General features: G+C 68.9%; 13 protein-coding genes. 8 read left to right on the forward strand and 5 right to left on the reverse strand.

What is annotated here, in order from left to right:
* Positions 1–3: 3 nt before the first annotated feature.
* Positions 4–930: an LLM class flavin-dependent oxidoreductase gene (locus OXI49_11185; GenBank protein ID MDE2691068.1), complete on the forward strand. Its 927-nt coding sequence runs from the start codon at positions 4–6 to the stop codon at positions 928–930.
* Between the two features lie 5 nt (positions 931–935).
* Complete coding sequence (locus tag OXI49_11190; protein MDE2691069.1) at positions 936–2,993, forward strand: PQQ-binding-like beta-propeller repeat protein; 2,058 nt, start codon at positions 936–938, stop codon at positions 2,991–2,993.
* On the opposite strand, the gene OXI49_11195 is transcribed toward OXI49_11190, so the two are convergent.
* On the reverse strand, positions 2,990–4,231 hold the full coding sequence (locus tag OXI49_11195; GenBank protein ID MDE2691070.1) for a hypothetical protein: 1,242 nt from the start codon (positions 4,229–4,231) through the stop codon (positions 2,990–2,992). The genes OXI49_11190 and OXI49_11195 overlap by 4 nt on opposite strands.
* Positions 4,232–4,452: 221 nt before the next feature.
* Here OXI49_11195 and OXI49_11200 point away from each other — a divergent pair, with 221 nt between their 5' ends.
* Positions 4,453–5,787 (forward strand): HupE/UreJ family protein, encoded by a 1,335-nt coding sequence (locus tag OXI49_11200; protein ID MDE2691071.1) that lies wholly within the window; start codon positions 4,453–4,455, stop codon positions 5,785–5,787.
* 60 nt (positions 5,788–5,847) lie between these two features.
* On the opposite strand, the gene OXI49_11205 is transcribed toward OXI49_11200, so the two are convergent.
* Together OXI49_11205 and OXI49_11210 are read right to left on the reverse strand one after the other, a co-directional pair.
* On the reverse strand, positions 5,848–7,386 hold the full coding sequence (locus OXI49_11205; protein MDE2691072.1) for a calcineurin-like phosphoesterase family protein: 1,539 nt from the start codon (positions 7,384–7,386) through the stop codon (positions 5,848–5,850).
* Between the two features lie 98 nt (positions 7,387–7,484).
* Positions 7,485–8,699 carry a serine hydrolase gene (locus tag OXI49_11210; protein ID MDE2691073.1) on the reverse strand — a complete coding sequence of 405 codons (1,215 nt, stop codon included), beginning with the start codon at positions 8,697–8,699 and terminating at the stop codon, positions 7,485–7,487.
* 114 nt (positions 8,700–8,813) lie between these two features.
* Between OXI49_11210 and OXI49_11215 the strand changes: the two genes are divergently transcribed.
* Entirely contained in the window at positions 8,814–9,890 is a 1,077-nt protein-coding gene (locus OXI49_11215; protein MDE2691074.1) for a hypothetical protein, read from the forward strand.
* A 5-nt stretch (positions 9,891–9,895) separates the two neighbouring features.
* Here the strand turns inward: OXI49_11215 and OXI49_11220 are convergent, their stop codons facing one another.
* A complete protein-coding gene (locus tag OXI49_11220) occupies positions 9,896–10,414 on the reverse strand; it encodes a hypothetical protein (protein ID MDE2691075.1) in 519 nt (172 codons plus the stop codon).
* 5 nt (positions 10,415–10,419) lie between these two features.
* The gene (locus tag OXI49_11225; protein ID MDE2691076.1) at positions 10,420–11,217 is read right to left on the reverse strand and encodes a class I SAM-dependent methyltransferase; all 798 of its coding nucleotides are present in this window, start codon (positions 11,215–11,217) and stop codon (positions 10,420–10,422) included.
* 255 nt (positions 11,218–11,472) lie between these two features.
* On the opposite strand from OXI49_11225, the gene OXI49_11230 reads away from it, so the two are divergent.
* The 4 genes from OXI49_11230 (at position 11,473) to OXI49_11245 (ending at position 17,594) form a co-directional block, all read left to right on the forward strand.
* Positions 11,473–13,458 (forward strand): hypothetical protein, encoded by a 1,986-nt coding sequence (locus OXI49_11230; protein MDE2691077.1) that lies wholly within the window; start codon positions 11,473–11,475, stop codon positions 13,456–13,458.
* Positions 13,459–13,535: 77 nt separating this feature from the next.
* Positions 13,536–15,533, forward strand: coding sequence for a hypothetical protein (locus tag OXI49_11235; protein MDE2691078.1), 1,998 nt, complete (start codon positions 13,536–13,538; stop codon positions 15,531–15,533).
* Between the two features lie 465 nt (positions 15,534–15,998).
* On the forward strand, positions 15,999–17,234 hold the full coding sequence (locus OXI49_11240; protein MDE2691079.1) for an ammonium transporter: 1,236 nt from the start codon (positions 15,999–16,001) through the stop codon (positions 17,232–17,234).
* 18 nt (positions 17,235–17,252) lie between these two features.
* Positions 17,253–17,594 carry a P-II family nitrogen regulator gene (locus tag OXI49_11245; GenBank protein ID MDE2691080.1) on the forward strand — a complete coding sequence of 114 codons (342 nt, stop codon included), beginning with the start codon at positions 17,253–17,255 and terminating at the stop codon, positions 17,592–17,594.
* Positions 17,595–17,624: the final 30 nt, after the last annotated feature.

Genomic DNA, 17,624 nt, shown 5'->3' on the forward strand with positions numbered 1-17,624 from the left:
GACATGAAGTTCGGTGCGCAGGTCACCGTCTACCGCAACACCTGGGACAGCGTTCGGGAGGTGGCCGAGCTGCTCGACCAGGGCCCCTGGGACAGCATCTGGTACGCCGACCACTACCTGCCGCCCCCGGGGCTCAAGGAAGAGGAACATCTCGCGGCGCAGGAAGCGTTCACCGTCGCCGCGGCGACCGCGAGCATCACGAGGAACCTGAAGATCGGCCACCTGGTTCTCGGCAACACGTACCGGAATCCCGGTCTGGTCGCCAAGATGGCGGGCACCCTGGACCACATCTCCCACGGCCGCTTCGTGCTCGGGATTGGCGCGGCCTGGTTCAAGCGGGAGCACGAGGCCTACGGCTGGACATTCCCTTCGATGAAGGAGCGCCAGGACCGCTTCGAGGAAGCGGTCGAACTGATCCGGGCCCTGTTCCGCTCGAACGAGCCAGTCGACTTCAAGGGCGAGTACTACGACCTCGACTCCGCGCCCCTCTCGCCCGGTTGTTACGGAGACCCCATACCCATCCTGATCGGTGGCACCGGCGAGAAGCGCACGCTGCGCACCCTGGCGCGCCACGGCGACGTGATGAACCTCGATGGCTGGGCCCGTGGTCCGATGACCCGGGAGTACTTCCGGCACAAGGTATCCGTCGTCAACGGGCACTGCGAGGACGCCGGCCGCGACCCCGGCGAGATCCGGCACACGGTGCTGATGCCGACCTTCGTGACGGACGACGAGGCCGCCGCCGGGCGGTTCATCGCGGCCCGCGGCCTCGGCGAGGGAACGGCGGCCGGCCCGAAGAGCTACGTCATCGACCGGATCGGCGAGATGATCGACGCCGGCGCCCACGAGATCATGATCGGCGGCATCCCCACCCAGAAGCTCGACCACTACCAGATGGTCGCGGAAGAGATCATTCCCGCCTTCGACTGAGGCGGATGTCCGGCAGGGCCCAGTCGGCAATGGCGGCGCCCGCCGCCGCGCTCATGGCCGCCGGACTCGCTCTGCCCGGGGTCCTGCCGGCTCAGAACCGCGACACCGACTGGCCGACGATCACCGGCGGCAACGACGCAGGCCGCTACGCCGCGCTCGACCAGATCGACGCCGGCAACTTCGCGCGCCTCGAACCGGCCTGGCGCTGGCGCCTGGCGGACAACGACCTGATGGCGCACGACCCGCGTTTCGAGGACGCGTCGATGCAGCAGCGCACGCACGTGACGACGCCCATCAAGGTCGGCGACCGGCTCTACGTCGTCACGGGCTACGGCATCGCCGCCGCTATCGACCCGGCCGAAGGCACGACGATCTGGCAGCACGATCCGCAGAGCTACGGCCACGGCCGGCCGACGAACCACGGCTTCACCCACAAGGGTCCCAGCTTCTGGCACGACCCCGAGCGTCCCGAGGCGCCGGGCCGCCTGATCTACGCCAGCACGGATGCCATCCTGCGCGCCGTCTACGCCGACGAGGGCACGCCGGTGCGTTCCTTCGGCAACCACGGCGGCGTCGATCTCACCACCGGCCTGCACCGGGCCGTAGAACGCCGCAAGTACACCGTCAGCTCGCCGGCGACCATCTGCCGCGACGTAGCGATCGTCGGCTCGTCCATCTCGGACGGTCCGCTCGGCCCCGAGGACGGGCCGCCGGGCGACGTGCGCGGCTTCGACGTGCGTACCGGCCGGCAGCTCTGGACCTTCCATACCGTGCCCCAGGAGGGCGAGCACGGCACGGACACATGGGAAGACGAGTCCTGGCGGATCACCGGCGGCGCCAACGTCTGGGGCCTGATGAGCGCCGACGAGGAACTCGGCATCGCCTACCTTCCGACCAGCACGCCGACCAACGACTGGTACGGCGGCCATCGTCGCGGCGACAACCTCTACGCGGAGAGCCTGGTCGCCGTCGACTGCGAGACCGGCGAGCGCCGCTGGCACTTCCAGGCGATCCACCACGGCCTCTGGGACTACGACTTCGCCGCGCCGGCCGTGCTGGGCGACCTCGTCGTCGACGGTCGCGCCGTCAAGGCGGCGATGCTGCCCAGCAAGCAGGCCTTCCTCTACGTCTTCGACCGGGAGACCGGAGAGCCGATCTGGCCGATCGAGGAACGGCAGGTCCCCCAGACGGGCATCCCGGGCGAGCAGACGTCGCCCACCCAGCCCTTCCCGACCCGGCCGCCGCCGTTCGACCGCCAGGGCATGCAGCTCGCCGACGTCATCGCCTTCACGCCCGAGATTCGCGCCGAGGCGGAGCGCATCCTGACCTCGCACCAGTACGGGCCGATGTACACGCCGCCCACCGAGCGCGGCACCGTCGCCATGCCCGGCTTCGAGGGCGGCGCGAGCTGGCCCGGCGGCGCCTTCGACCCGGACACCGGCAAGCTCTACGTGCCTTCCTTCACGGCGCCGATCCTGATCACGCTGCGCAGGCCCGACCCGAACCGCTCGTCCTTCGACTTCGTGGCCAGGGTGTCGGCCTTTCACGGCCCCTTCGACCTGCCGATCTCGAAGCCGCCCTACTCGCGGGTCACCGCCTACGACATGAGCCGCGGCGACATCGCCTGGCAGATTCCGCTCGGCGAGGGGCCGCGGCGACACCCCAGGCTCGCCGGCCTCGACCTGCCGCTCCTGGGCTCAGGCGTTCGCGGCCACGCCCTCGTCACGAAGACCCTCCTGATCGTCAGCTCCGGCTACTCACGCTCGTTCCGCTCCCAGGAGGCGAAGGCGGAGCGCGAGTGGCGGGAGAGACCCGAGGAAGTGACCGGCGGCCTGGCCTGGACCAATCCGCAGTCGGCGGCGCGCGAAGACTGGCGCTACACGGTGCCGGCTGTCCGCGCCTTCGACAAGGCGACTGGCGAGCTGGTGGCCGAAGTCGAGCTGCCGGCCCACTCCGATGGCAGCCCGATCACCTACCTGCACCACGGCGTGCAGTACCTCGTCGTCTCCATCGGCGGCCGCGGCGAGCCGTTCGAGCTGATCGGGTACCGCCTGCCGGGCTAGCCCGAAGGCCAGGGCGTCCCCAGGTCCTCCTCCGGCACCGGCCACATCCCCAGGTTGACGAACTTCTGCAGCCGCTTCCCCTCGTAGGTCTCGGTCGTGTAGATGTTGCCCTTGGAGTCCGTGGCAATGCTGTGGACGGCGAAGAACTGGCCGGGCTGGCGGCCGCCGTCGCCGAAGGCGTAGAGCACCTCCATGCTCGCGCGCTCGATCACGTGGACCTTCATGTTCTGGCCGTCGGCCAGGTAGAGGAACTTCTGTTCGTCGTCCGGCGAGAAGGCGACGTCCCAGGTCGAACCCTGGGAGAGCGTCTCCGGCGCGATGAAGACTTCTTCGACGTAGGTGCCGTCGGCCTCGAAGACCTGAATGCGGTCGGCGGCCCGGTCACAGACGTAGAGCAGGCCGTCGGCCGCGATGTCGGCGCAATGGACCGGGCCGCGGAACTGGGTCGCCGGCGGATCCCCGGGGGCGTACTGGCCCAGATCCAGTTCGTCGTCCGGCGCCTCGCCGTAGGCGCCCCAAAAGCGCTTGAACTCGCCGGTGTCGGCATCGATCACGACGACCCGGCGGTTGAGATAGCCGTCGGCGACGTAGATCTCGTTCGCTTCCGGATCGACCGACAGCTTCGCCACCCGGCCGAAGTTCTCCATGTCGTGGCTGTTGCGCACGAACCGCGGCTCGTCCTCGCCGGCCCCTTCGTTGACGAGGGCGTTCGCCTTGCCCACCTGCATCAGGAACTGGCCGTCGCGGGTGAACTTCAGGGTGTGGGAGTCGCCGCCGCCGTTGCCGCCGATCCAAACGTTGTCCATGTGGTCGACGAGGATGCCGTGGTTGGAAGTCGGCCATTCGTACTCGCCCGTCTCGCTCGGACCGCCCCAGTGCCCGACCAGGTTGCCGTCCGGGTCGAATTCCAGCACCGGCGGCGCCGGGATGCAGCACTCGGAGAGCGGCGGATCCTGCGCCGCGCCGATCTCGTTGATCGCGCCGAAGGCGCCCGGCGTGTTCCGGTGGACGATCCAGACGTGGTCGCGGGAGTCGACCGCGACGCCGATCGCCGGGCCGAGAATCCAGTGGTTCGGCAACGGCTGCGGCCAGAAGGGATCGACCTCGAAGCGCGGCGCCATCGGGCCGTCGCCGGCTGCATCTTCGCCGCCGCCGTAGCCGCCGCCACCGCAGGCGGCGAGCAGGAGCAGGGAGGCCGCCGCGCAAGTCAAGACACAGGTCGAACGGTTCAATTTCATCGGCGGCCTTCCTCGTGATTGGAGTCCGTCATGTTCCGCGGTTCTGCCGCGAGTCTGCTGCTGCCAAGGCGGAAAGCCAGTGTACAACGGGGCTCCGGCGGCTAGCATCGACACCCCTGAGTCGTCTCCACGCCAACTACAACCGCCGACCCACGCACCTCGGCGCCCTTCTTGCCGCGGTCTTACTCTTCCTCGCCGGCGAGCCCGCCGCCGCCCACGAGGTGCCCGGCAGCGTCACGGTCCAGGTCCTCGTCAAACAGCAGGACGACCGGCTTCAGGTGCTCGTGCGCACGCCGCTCGAAGCGATGCAGGAGATGCAGTTCCCGGTCAACTATCGAGGCATCCTCGACCTCGAGGCGCTACGCGCCAGCGGCCTGCTCGTGGAAGCCGCCAACCGCTGGATCACGCCCAACCTCGACCTGTACGCCGGCCGCGACCAACTGCCGACGACGACCGTCCAGGCGGTCCGGCTGTCGATCCCGTCCGACCGCTCCTTCGCCGACTTCGACCGCGCCCTTGCCCACATCCGCGAGCCACCCCTGCCGGCCACAACGCAGCTCGTCTGGCGGCAGGCGCTGCTCGATGTCCACCTGGAGACGCCGCTCGGCACTCATGGCGCCAGCGAACGACCCCGGTTCTCGATCGACCCCCGTTTCGGCCGCCTGGGCCTGCAGGTGCTCACGGTCATTCGCTACGAGTCGTCCGACGGCGATGCGCGAGCGCTTCAGCTCGCCGCCGAACCCGGCCGGGTCCGCCTCGACCCGAACTGGGCGCAAGCCTCGATCCACTTCGTCGCGATGGGCTTCGAACACATCCTGAGCGGCCTCGACCACCTGCTCTTCCTGGTCTGCCTGGTGGCGCCGCTACGCCGCCTGCGCCAGCTCGTGCTCGTCGTGACCTCGTTCACGGTGGCCCACTCAATCACCCTGATCGCCTCGGCGGCTGGTCTAGCGCCACGCGCGCTCTGGTTCCCGACTCTGGTCGAGGTCCTGATCGCGCTCTCGATCGTCTACATGGCCTTCGAGAACATCCTCGGAGTGGGCCAGGACCGCCGCTGGACCGCCGCCTTCGGCTTCGGCCTCGTCCACGGCTTCGGCTTCTCATTCGCCCTCAGCGAGTCCCTCCAGTTCGCGGGCTCGCATCTCGTCACCTCGCTGCTCGCCTTCAACGTCGGCGTCGAACTCGGCCAGCTCCTGGTCCTGCTGCTGCTGATTCCCCTGCTGGACTTCGCCTTCCGCCGCCTGCCCAACGAGCGCCTCGGGATCATCCTCGTCTCGGCCCTCATCGTCCACACCGCCTGGCACTGGACCGGCGACCGGGGTTCAGACCTGCTGCAGTACCGCCCCCAAGCGCCGCTGCTGGATCGGATCCCCGACGGCGTCCTGCCCTGGGCTCTGGTGATCGCGGCGGCCGCGGTGCCCACCAGCCAGTGGTTGCGCCGACGACCCGCAAACGGTCATCGTTGCCCAAGCAACCTGCGACGATGGAGAAACGCGCTCCCCAAGCGGCGCAGAGAACGCGCTGCCCATTACCGCTCGCCTACCCGCGATCAGTGACCGCGATGTCCGACGGCGAGCCCATCAGCCTCCTCGCGGCGGCCCGTCGCCAGAGCCTGTCTACCTTCGCCATTCCTCGGTGTACACCCGTCCGAAACGATCTGTGGCTTCGACCAGGACGACTCGCTCACGGCCCGTCAACGCGACGCGGAAGAGATGATCCGTGGGGACCGGCTCGACCCACTCGCGCCGCGGCGGCAGGTCAGGCCCGGTGTGCAGCTCCACACTCAGGGGATCGAGTCTGCGGTGGCGCTCCATCTCGCCTCGAGGCTCGCCGTCGACGAACCAGCGGACCGTCCATTCGGGGTCCCAGTCCCAGATGTTGGCGATCAGCTCGCCGGGGGCGGCCGGATCGGACCCCGTGCGGTAGAGACGCATCTGGTGATCGGCGGGGTAGCCGGTGGCCTTGTAACGCCAACGCACCTCCTCGCCGCGGATCGAGTAGACGCAATAGCCGTTGGGGGTGCCGTCGTAGCAGATCGGGCCGCTCCACCAGGCGCCGCAGACGGCCGCGGTGACGTGCTCGTGCGTGCCCTGCTCGAAGACGTGCTCGCTCTCGTGCGTGTGGCCCGTCAGGATGTGCGCGTTGAAGGGCTCGAGGAGGCGGTAGAGCGCGTCGCGGTTGACGACCGCAACGTTGGTGCGCGGCTTCTCGTCGCCCATGCGAGTGTGCCGGCTGCCCAGGACGGGAATGTGGGTGGCGACGATCACGGTCGAGCCTGGTTCCACCCTCGCCAGGTCCTGCTCCAGCCAGGCCAGGACGTCGGCTCCGAGGTATCCCAGATATCCCTCGCCGTACCAGAAGACGTCATCGAGCACCACGTAGTGGACGGCGCCCCGGTTGAAGGAGTACCACGTGGGCCCGAAGTGGTCGCTGAAGGTCTCGGCCGACGCGCGGTCCGTGAAGCTGTGGAAATCGAGGTCGTGATTGCCGACCACCTGGAAGAAGGGAACCTCCATCATGCGCACCCCGCGCTCGTAATCGGGATAGAGGTAGAGGTTGTCGTACATGATGTCGCCGCACGAGATGCCGAAAACGTGCTCGCCGCCGAGCCCGGCGATCGTTTCGCTGATATCGGGCACCGACTGGCCCAGGAAGAGGCCGATCTCCCGCTCGTCCTGCGCCTGAATGTCGCCGAGGAGGAGCAGGGTGTGGTCGTCCTGGGGCACCGGGTCGGGTTCGAGGTCGAAGGTCGCTGTTTGCTGCTGCCGGCCCGACAGCGCCTGGTAGAAGCGGGCGGTCCCGGGGCGGTTGAGGGGGATGCGGTAGCCGGATGGCGGCGTGAACCACACGAACCCGCGCTCGGACCGGGTGAGGATCTCGAAGGCGCCATCTGCGTCAGTGTCCACGACCTGAACGCCGTCAGAGACCGGGACCCGGGGGATGCCGCGGCCGCGGGAGCGCACCACGCCCTGAACGACGATGGGAGAGGAGCGGGTGGTCGGCGCGGCTGGCATGCCGGGCCGAGTCGGGGTCGGCTGGGAACCGAGCGGGGCGTAGGGATCGGCGAGAAGCCCTTCCGGGCGGAGTGCCGCGCCGGCGAAGGCTGCGGCGCCGGTCCTGAGGAAGGTGCGGCGGGAGGTGGCGTGTCGGTTCATGGATCGAATCTGCTTTGCAACGCTACCACTGAGTCGTGGTGACCACCGGGCCAGGTGCGGAACGGCCGCCAGGCGAGTGCGGCGCCGCCGACGCGCCGCTACCGCACGGCGTCGGCGAGCGCCGCGACCAGGGCCGCGCGGTGGCGGCTGTACTCCGCGTTCGTCGCGTATGGCCAGGCGCTGTGGGTCACGATCACGGTGTTCGACGACGGGTCCATCCACAGGTACTGGCCGAAGATGCCGATGCCGGCGAAGACGCCGTCACCGACCAGCCACCAGAGGTAGCCGTAGCCGTCGTAGCCGCTGCTGGGGATGGTGGACTCCTCCATCCAGCCTTCGGGCAGCACCCGCGTACCGTCGCGCAGGACACCGCCGTTCATCGCGAAGATCCCGATCCGGGCGTAGTCGCGGAGCGTCGCGTTGATGCAGCAGCCGCCCAGTTCGCCGCCGCCCTCCTCGTGGAGCAGCCAGTTGGCGTCGGCCTCCATGCCGAACGGGCCCCAGATCTTGTGCTCCAGGTAGGTCGAGAGGTTGTTGCCGATCGCCGCCCGCAGCACGGCGCCGGCCATGTTCGTCTCGCCGGTGTTGTAGTTGAAGACCTCGCCCGGAGCATGGAGCTCTTCGAGCCCCGCCATGTACTTCGTCTGCTCGACGATCGGCCCCGGCAACGTGGCCACGTCGGACTCGGGGTCCGCGTAGTCCTCGTTCCAGTCGACCCCTGAAGACATCTGCAGTACGTCCCTGATCGAGACGTCGTCGTAGCCGCCGCCCGCGAGCAGCGGCAGGTACTTCGTGACCGGGTCGTCGACGCTGCCGATGTAGCCGTCGGCGATCGCGGCGCCGTAGAGCATCGAGACGACCGACTTCGCGATCGAGAAGGAGATCCAGCGGCTGTGCTCGTCGTTGCCCAGGCCGTAGCGCTCGAACACGACCTCGTCGTCCTTGACCACGAGCAGGCCGGCGATCCGCCGGTCGCGGATGTAGTCCTCGACCGTGAAGGTCTCGCCCTCGACCTCGTAGGTCACCGACGACAGGTCCCGCGGCGCCGGCGTCAGCGGGTACGGATCGTCTGACGCCTCGAACCAGCGGGCGGCGCCGACGAGGTCGGCGTTCCGGTAACCCGCGATCTGCTGCTCCGGTGTCCAGAACAGCACCTGATCCCGCGGGCCCAGGTTTTCCAGATCGGGATTCACCGGCTCGGCCGCGCCGGCAGGCTCCGTGTCGGCCACAGGTCCGGCACACGCGGCGAACGCCAGCATCATCGCGACTGCGACGACCAACCACTGGTTACTCCGCTCTCGTGGACTCCTCATCTGCTTTCCTCGCCTTCCAGACATCTCATCGTCCTCCCTCAGGTCCGAACGTCTGATCGTACCCCCCCGCTGGCCCTCTGAAGGCCGGTCCCGGTAGGCTGACCTCCGGTTGCCATGAACGACGAACCATCCGCCGCCCGACCGGCCGCCGCCGCCCTCGCCGCGGTCCACTCGGCCGATGGTGACGATGGCGTCCACGAGCTGTTCGAGACCCGTGGCTGGACGGACGGGTTGCCGATCGTGCCGCCCACGCCGGAACGCGTGGCCGCGGCGCTCGAGGCCGCGCTCGTGGAGCCGGGCCAGGTGTTGGGCGTGGAGACGGTCCGCGGCCGGGCGATCACGGCCCAGAAGGCGGCGATCAACGCGGTGATGGCCGGCTGCCGGCCCCGCGACTTCGCGGTCGTTGCCGGCGCCGTGGAAGCGATGTGCGACCCGGCGTTCCTGCTGCATGGCGCCACTTCGAGCACCGGCGGCTGCGCGGTGATGGTCATCGTGAACGGTCCGATCCGCCGCGAGCTCGGCATGACCGGGACGTTCAACGCGCTCGGCGGCGCCGACCGGGCCTCGCTGGCGATCGGCCGCGCCGTGCGGCTGATCCTCCGCAACCTGCTCGGCGTCAGGCCAGGGGAACTCGACCGCTCCACCCTGGGGCATCCCGGCAAGCTCAGCTACTGCCTGGCCGAGGACGAAGAAGGCTCGCCGTGGCCGTCGCTGGGAGCCGACCGCGGTGCACCCCACGGCAGTTCGACGGTGACCGTCTTCGCCGCCGGTTCGCCCCGGCAGATCATGAACGAGTGGACGACGGAACCGGAGGCGATCCTGGACACGATCGCGGCCGAGATGCGGGCGAATCTCCTCCACTACTCGATCTGGGCCGGCAATCACTGTCTCGTCCTGCCGCCGCAGTTGCGGGACCGCTTCGCCTCCGCCGGCTGGAGCAAGGCGGACATCCGGGACTACCTGCACCGGCACGCCCGGGTGCGGCGCGGCGACTGGGAAGGGGTCGGCAAGGCGTCAGTGGTCAGCGACGCCAACCGGAACCAGGAGTACGCGGCGCTCCAGTCGCCAGACGACCTGCTGATCGTCGCCGGCGGCGGCCCGGCCGGAGGCTTCGCGGCGGTCATTCCGCCCTGGTTCGGCAACAAGTCCCGGGCGGTGACGGCCGGCGTCGGATTCTGTCTGGAGTGCTGAGGGCCTCAGCCCTCGCAGGACGCGCTGAGCAGTTCGCTCAGCGCCACTCCCGACACGAGGCCACGGTAGCGGGCGCAGATCTCACCGTCCTCCAGCCGGACCACGAAGACCGCTTCCTCCTGATTCTCCTCTCCGCCGTTCGAGCCCGCCAGATCCCTCCAGGGCTGAGCGCCTTCCTCGACCACCAGGAACGAGTCCTGGCGCGCGGCGGGAACGTCGCCACGGAGCGCCCGAACCACCATCCGGCGGACGAATCCAGGCGCTCCTTCCAGCACGATAACGGTGTAGATCGACCAGCCCTCGACCCGCGGGTCGTCGTCGAGAACGCGCCGCCACTCCCGCGCGCTCCCGTTCGCGACGCGGTGGAAGCTGACGACGAGCAGCGATCGCGCGCCCAGGTCCTTCGTCGCCTCGACCTCGTTCCCGGCTAGCGTGACCGCCCGCGGAATCTCGCTGGACGCGCCAGCGCCGGCGGTGTTCAGCACCAGGCACAGGCCCAGAGCGGCGACGCACCGCCAGCGCATCCGCCCTAAGGCGCGCTTCGGAAACGCATGACCCGATAGCGCCTGGTCATCGCGAAGGCCTCCGGATCCAGCAACCGGTCGAGCCGGTCCAGGCGGCGGGTCACCGGCCCCGCCAGACGCCAGGCGGCGCCCGCCAGCCGTGGGAAGCGCGAAGTCGAGGCGTCGCGCAGCAGACTCAGGATGCCGTGGCCGAAGCGATCCACGATCATCTGCCCGAGCCGGAGCGTCGGTAGCACCGAGAGGGTGACGTCCTCGTCAATCTCCAGCACGAGGCCGGCCGCATCGGCCCGAGCCAGGAACTCGTCCAGCGGGTGACCACTCCTCGGCCTTCCCTGGTCGAACTCCACAGTGAAGTAGTCGCAGAGCAGGACGCTCCCTCCCGGCGCCAGAGATCGTTCGATCGCCTCGAAGAGATCCTCCAGCCAGACGTACTGCGCCGACTCGCACAGGAACAGGAGGTCGTACCGGCGATCCGGCTCGAACTCCTGGAACCGGCCCAGGTGGAAACGTCGCTCCGGGAGCCGCTCGGCGAACAGCCTGCCGTGATACGGATCGGGCGACAGGCCCTCGACGTCGTAGCCGAGGCCGGTCAGCCGCTCGCTGATCACGCCGGTGCCGCAGCCGACATCCAGCACGGAGGACACGCCTGGAGGCAGCAACTCGAGAAGTCGCGCCACCAGGCGTTCCTGGGCCCGGCGCAGGCCTGCCACGTCGAGCGGATCGTCCTCACTCCAGATCCCGAAGTTCAGGTGCTCCAGGCCGAGGATCCGGTGCAGGAACTGAAGCGCGAAGCTCGTCTTCACCTGGCGCGGGCTGTTTCCGTCCGCAGCCTGCCTGAACAACTGCCGGCCCTGCGGCCCGGGCCAGCGTGGCGGCGCCGCCGGAGCCGGTGCGGGGACAGCAGCCACGCGCGAGCGCGGAGGCGGCGGGACGATGCGCAAACTCACCGGAGGAGAGTGTACCGCCCCTGGCGCGCGAGATAGGGTCGCTTCATCGACCGGAAGAGTCATCGCGCCGGCCGACGCATCCCATCCGGCGGCGCGGTACAAGGAGCCGCCATGCGCAAACCGCCGCTGATCGTCCTCTTCGCCGCTGCCCTGAGCGCCGGGCTTCCCGCCCTGGCAGTGGATCATCCGCTGGATCCCCTGAGCCACCAGGAAGTCTGGCGCACACTGGTGCTCCTCCGTGACGCCGGCCATCTGGACAGAGACACGAAGTTCTCCCAGTTGACGCTCCAGGAGCCAGCCAAGCGGGACGTCCTGGCCTGGAAGGCTGGCGATTCGATGCCCCGCCGTGCCTACGCACTGGTCCGCAGGGACAAGGACTCCTTCGAGGCGATCGTCGATCTGGCGGCGGATGAGGTCGTGTCCTGGGAACCGCTCGAGGGAGCCGAGCCGAACTGGCACGGCGGCGAGTACGGGTCGCTGACGGACAAGGTCCTGGAACACCCCGACTTCCTCGCCGGCCTCGAGGCGCGCGGCATCACCGATCTGACGTTCGTCGATTGCAGCGCCGGGCCGCGCGGCTACTTCGGGACGGAGGAGGAGCAGGGCCGGCGCATCGCGCACGTGAGCTGCGACGAGCCCGGCGGCGTCAGCCGGCAGGCGGTCGAGGGCCTGGTCGCGGTCGTGGACCTCGAGTCCGAGGAGGTGCTCCGCGTCGTCGACGAGGGCCCCGGTCCGATTCGCGCCGTCCCGACGGACTTCCGCGACATGCTCGGGGAAGCGAGGGAGATCACCGGCCCGCTCGAGATCCGCCAACCGCTTGGCCACGGATTCGAAGTCGACGGCTACCGGGTGAGCTGGCAGAACTGGAGCTTCCACCTCCGCCCCGACCAGCGCACGGGCCTCGTCGTGTCGCTGGTCGACTACCACGAGCATCCCGAAGCCGCGGCGCGCCGGGTGCTCTACCAGGGGCATCTGTCCGAGATCTTCGTGCCCTACATGGACCCCAGGTTCGGCTGGTACACGCTGAACTTCATCGATGCCGGCGAGTTCGTCGCGGGTGGCCTGGGCAAGCCGCTGATGCCTGGAGACGACTGCCCGGATCACGCCCTGTACGTCGATTCGACAAAGACCGGCGCCAACGGCTATCCCCGGACCGTGCCGGGCACGATCTGCGTCTACGAGCGTGAGACCGGCGACCCTTCCTGGCGGCACTTCTCCGGCGAGCGGCCGGAGAGCCGGAAGAGCAGGGACCTGGTCGTACGGGTCGGAGGCAACGTCGGCAACTACGACTACCTGCTGGACTGGATCTTCCGGCAGGACGGTTCGATCGAGGTCCGCGTCGGTGCAACCGGCATCCTGGCGTACGAGACCACGGTCGCCGCCTCCGCCGACAGGCCCACGCCCGCCGCCGGACCGGTGAACGCCGGCGCCGCGGACGCCCTCCTCCAGAAGGCCTCCGCCGACGCCTACGGACGCTTCGTGCAAGAGAACGTCGTGGCGATCAACCACGATCACTACTTCAGCTTCCGGCTCGACATCGACGTCGACGGCACGGACAATCGCTTCGTCGCCGACCGCCTGGTCGCCCGCACCCTCCCCGACGGCCATCCCCGGCGCAGTCTGTGGGTCCAGGAACCTCGAATCGCTTCGAGCGAACACGAGGCCCGGCTGAACATCGACCTGAACCGGCCCACGCTGTGGCGCGTGCAGAGCACCAGCCGTCGGAACGCCGTCGGCTACCCCACCAGCTTCCAGGTGATGCCCGGGCGGAACACGAACACGCTGCTGTCGGCGGACGACTATCCACGGCGTCGCGCCGGCTTCATCGACCACCACCTCTGGGTGACGCCGCAGCGCGACGCTGAACGCTTCGCCGCCGGCGACCACCCGACCCTCAGCGAGCCGGGCATGGGGCTGCCGGAATGGACGGAGGCCGACCGGGCGATCCAGGACACCGACATCGTCCTCTGGCACACGGTCGGCATGCTCCACCTGCCGCGTGCCGAAGACTGGCCCGTCATGCCCACGCTCTGGCACGGCTTCGAGTTGCGGCCGTTCGACTTCTTCGACCGCAACCCGGCGCTCGACCTGCCCTGACCATTAGACTGCCGGGGCCCGGACCCTGGGGCAGCCACCGACCAGGCCTCAGCGTCCGGGACCTCAAGGGAGCAACCATGCGCAAGCCGACCGTCCGCCTGACTCTCTGTCTTCTCGCCGCCGCAGCCGTCCCCGCGGCGGCAGCGAACCATCCACTCGATCAGCTCAGCTACCAGGAAGTGTGGCGGGCGCTCGTGATCCTGCGCGACGCGGGGCGGCTCGACGCTGAAACGACCTTCTCGCAACTCACGCTGAGCGAGCCGGCCAAGAACGTCGTCCGCGGCTGGCGGGAGGGTGACGAACCGCCGAGGGCCGCCTACGCTCTCGTGCGCCAGGGCGAGGACACGTTCGAGGCGACGGTCGACCTCGTCGCAGGACAGATCTCCGCCTGGACGCAGCTCACCGGCGTTCAGCCGAACTGGAGCCTCGGAGAATTCGGCGCGGTGGTCGGCAAGGTGCTCGAACATCCCGATTTCATCGCGGGGCTCGAGAAGCGGGGCATCACCGATACGAGCTTCCTGGACTGCACGACCATCCCGCCCGGCTACTTCGGTACCGAGGAAGAGAAGGGACGGCGGCTCGGACACGTCCGTTGCTCCGAGCCTCGCGGCGCCAGGAACACCTGGGCGCGCCAGGTCGAAGGCCTGACCGCGGTGGTCGACCTGACCGCCGGCGAGGTGCTCAGGGTCGTCGACGACGGCGTGGCGCCGATCCCGGACGTGGACGCCGACTACGACCGGACCACGCTCGACGATCCGCGCGAGATCGCGGGCCCCTTCGAACTGGACCTGCCCGAGGGCGTCGGCTTCGACATGAACGGCTACCAGGTGAGCTGGCAGAACTGGAGCTTTCACCTGCGGCCCGATCAGCGCACCGGCCTCGTCGTATCCCTCGTCGACTACCGCGAGAGCTCCGACGCCAGTCCGCGCTCGGTCATGTACCAGGGCCAGTTGTCTGAGATCTACGTGCCCTACATGGACCCGGCGTTCGCCTGGTACGCCCGCAACTTCATCGATGCCGGCGAGTTCCCGGCCGGCGGCCTGGCCAAGCCCCTGCTGCGCGGCCGGGACTGCCCGGATCACGCGGTCTACATCGACTCGATCAACACGAACGCCCAGGGCCGGCCGCGCACAGTGCCCCGGACCACCTGCATCTACGAGCGGGAGACCGGAGACCCGTCCTGGCGGCACTACGAGGACGAACAGCCGGACAGTCGAAAGAGCCGCGACCTCGTCGTCCGCACCGCCGCCGTGGTCGGCAACTACGACTACCTGCTTGACTGGATCTTCCGCCAGGACGGCTCGATCGAGGCCCGCGTCGGCGCCACCGGCCTCCTCGAAGTCAAGGCAACGAGCGCCGTGTCGGCCATCCCGCCGACTCCGGCGGCCGGGCCCGCGAACGCAACCGCCGTCGACGCCCTGCAGGCGGGGACGGCCGCCGACGCCTACGGCCGCTTTCTCGACCGCAACGTCATCGGCGTAAACCACGACCACTACTTCAGCTACCGCCTCGATCTCGACGTCGACGGGGCGGACAACCGCTTCGTGGCGGACCGCCTGGTCACGCACAAGCTGCCAGCCGACCATCCCCGCCGCAGCCTCTGGGTTCAGGAGCCCCACGCCGCCCAGACCGAGCAGGACGCCCAGCTCGACATCAACCTCGCGCAGCCCGCGCTGTGGCGGATTCTGAGCACGAGCCGCCGGAACGCGGTCGGCTACCCCACCAGCTACCAGTTGATGCCGGGGCGCAACGCCAACCACCTGTTCGTGGCCGACGACTACTCGCTCCGCCGCGCCGGGTTCATCGATCATCACCTCTGGGTGACGCCATACGATCCGGACGAACGTTTCGCCGCCGGCGACCATCCCACCCTGAGTGAGCCGGGAATGGGTCTGCCGGCGTGGACCGAAGCGAACCGGTCGATCAGCGACGAGGACCTCGTGATCTGGCACACGGTCGGCATGCACCACCTGCCCCGGGCCGAGGACTGGCCAGTGATGCCGGTCATGTGGCACGGCTTCGAACTGCGGCCGTTCGACTTCTTCGACCGCAACCCGGCGCTCGATCTCCCCTGAAACGGGGCGCAGAGCGGGCGAGACAAATCTGTCGCGCTCAAACACTGGCCGCACATTCCTGTGCGGCAACGTGGCTTCGAGCGTCTCGCCGAGCTCGGCGCCGAGCCGGTTCGAGGGGACTCCGGAACATCCCGTGACCGGGCCTAAACCCCACTGAACCGGGGGTTTCCGGCTCCTCGTCGGGTTAGCGGCCATACCGGCGACCGCGACCGGCGCCAACGCGCGCCGTTGGCACGATTCTCGATACGTACGGGGGCACACCCGGCCGTCAGTTCCGGAACCTGACCTCGGCTGAGACCCCAAAGGGGGCGACAACCGAGACGCTCGGCCGGGCCAACCGAACTACGAGGAGGTACTCGAATGAGCTTCAGAACGCGAGGCCGGACGTTTCGTCTGGTTCCGGCCCTGGGACTGACGTTGCTCCTGGCCCTGCTGGCCGCTTCGCCGGCAGCAGCCCAGGACGGCGTGGACAGCGGCGACACGGCCTGGATGCTGACGGCCAGCGCCCTGGTGCTGCTGATGACGCCGGGACTGGCGTTCTTCTACGGCGGGCTGGTCCGCCGCAAGAATGTCCTCTCGATCCTCATGCAGTGCTTCCTCTGCATGGGAATCATGACGGTGCTCTGGGTCATCGTCGGCTTCAGCCTCGCTTTCGGTTCCGACGCCCTGGGCGGCGTGATCGGAGGCGGCGACTACTTCCTGCTGGGGGGCCTCGGCTATGACGCCTGGGACGGCACCGGCATCCCGGCGCCGCTGTTCATGATCTTCCAGGGCATGTTCGCGATCATCACGCCCGCTCTCATGATCGGCGCCTTCGCCGAACGAATGAAGTTCAGCGCCATCTGCCTGTTCATGAGCGCCTGGCTGCTGGTCGTCTACGCTCCGGTCTGCCACTGGGTCTGGGGCGGTTCGGAAGGCTTCTTCGGCCTCGGCGGCGACGGCGCCCTCGACTTCGCGGGCGGCACCGTGGTCCACATCAACGCGGGCGTCTCCGCCTTGGTCGCGGCGATCGTCCTCGGCCGGCGGCGCGGCTATCCCGTGCATACCTCCCCGCCCCACAACCTGCCCTTTGCCGTCCTCGGCACCGGCCTCCTCTGGTTCGGCTGGTTCGGCTTCAACGCGGGGAGCGCAGTCGCGGCCAACGGCTCGGCCGCCAACGCCTTCGTCGTCACCCAGGTCGCCACGGCCACTGCCGCAGCCGCCTGGGGCCTGATCGACTGGATCCGCGACTCGAAGCCGACGCTTCTGGGCGTCATCACCGGCGCCGTCGCCGGACTGGTAGCGATCACGCCGGCCTGCGGCTCGGTCAGCGCGATCGGCGCGATCGGCGTCGGCGCGGGCGCTTCCGTGTTCGCCTACCTCGCCGTCACCTGGCTGAAGTCCAAGCTCGGCTACGACGACTCGCTGGACGTCTTCGGCGTCCACGGCGTCGCCGGCATGTGGGGCGCGGTCGCGGCAGGCCTCTGGGCCACCGATGTCGTGCCCGGCAACGACGCGAACGGCCTGTTCTACGGCAACGCCGCACAGGTCGCGATTCAACTCAAGGCGGTCGCCTACACGATCGTCTGGGCCGCGGTCGTCTCCTTCATCCTGCTCAAGATCGTCGATCTGATCGTCGGTCTGCGCGTCAGCGATGACGAGGAGCGGATCGGTCTCGACCTCACCGACCACCGCGAAAACGCCTACACCCTGGTTGACTAGGGCCGAAGGAGGAATGACATGAAGTACATCGTGGCGATTGTTCAGCCCGACCGGATGCAGGAGGTCCTCGACCTCCTGGAACAGAAGGAGATTCACCTGCTGACCGTGACCAACGTGATGGGACGCGGTCGCCAGCGGGGCGTCGCCGAGGTCTATCGGGGGCACAAGGAAGCGGGCGCGCTGCTGCGCAAGCTCAAAATCGAGATCGCGGTCAACGACGACTACGTCGACGTCGTGATCGACGCCATCTCGAGGGGCGCCAAGACCGGCAGGGTCGGCGACGGCAAGATCTTCGTGATGCCGCTCGACGAGACGATCCGCATTCGCACGGGCGAAACGGGCAACGTCGCGATCGGCTAGTTCTGCCGCATCGCATCTGCGGAGAACGCG

The sequence above is a fragment of the Acidobacteriota bacterium genome (assembly GCA_028875725.1).
Classification (GTDB): Bacteria; Acidobacteriota; Thermoanaerobaculia; order Multivoradales; family Multivoraceae; genus Multivorans.

What these genes read in the sequence shown, in the direction of transcription:
- OXI49_11215 (MDE2691074.1), top strand. Translation starts at nt 8,814, where the DNA reads ATGAACGACGAACCATCCGCCGCCCGACCGGCCGCCGCCGCCCTCGCC.
- OXI49_11190 (MDE2691069.1), top strand. Translation starts at nt 936, where the DNA reads ATGTCCGGCAGGGCCCAGTCGGCAATGGCGGCGCCCGCCGCCGCGCTC.
- OXI49_11185 (MDE2691068.1), top strand. Translation starts at nt 4, where the DNA reads ATGAAGTTCGGTGCGCAGGTCACCGTCTACCGCAACACCTGGGACAGC.
- OXI49_11245 (MDE2691080.1), top strand. Translation starts at nt 17,253, where the DNA reads ATGAAGTACATCGTGGCGATTGTTCAGCCCGACCGGATGCAGGAGGTC.
- OXI49_11230 (MDE2691077.1), top strand. Translation starts at nt 11,473, where the DNA reads ATGCGCAAACCGCCGCTGATCGTCCTCTTCGCCGCTGCCCTGAGCGCC.
- OXI49_11235 (MDE2691078.1), top strand. Translation starts at nt 13,536, where the DNA reads ATGCGCAAGCCGACCGTCCGCCTGACTCTCTGTCTTCTCGCCGCCGCA.
- OXI49_11210 (MDE2691073.1), bottom strand. Translation starts at nt 8,699, where the DNA reads ATGAGGAGTCCACGAGAGCGGAGTAACCAGTGGTTGGTCGTCGCAGTC.
- OXI49_11220 (MDE2691075.1), bottom strand. Translation starts at nt 10,414, where the DNA reads ATGCGCTGGCGGTGCGTCGCCGCTCTGGGCCTGTGCCTGGTGCTGAAC.
- OXI49_11195 (MDE2691070.1), bottom strand. Translation starts at nt 4,231, where the DNA reads ATGAAATTGAACCGTTCGACCTGTGTCTTGACTTGCGCGGCGGCCTCC.
- OXI49_11205 (MDE2691072.1), bottom strand. Translation starts at nt 7,386, where the DNA reads ATGAACCGACACGCCACCTCCCGCCGCACCTTCCTCAGGACCGGCGCC.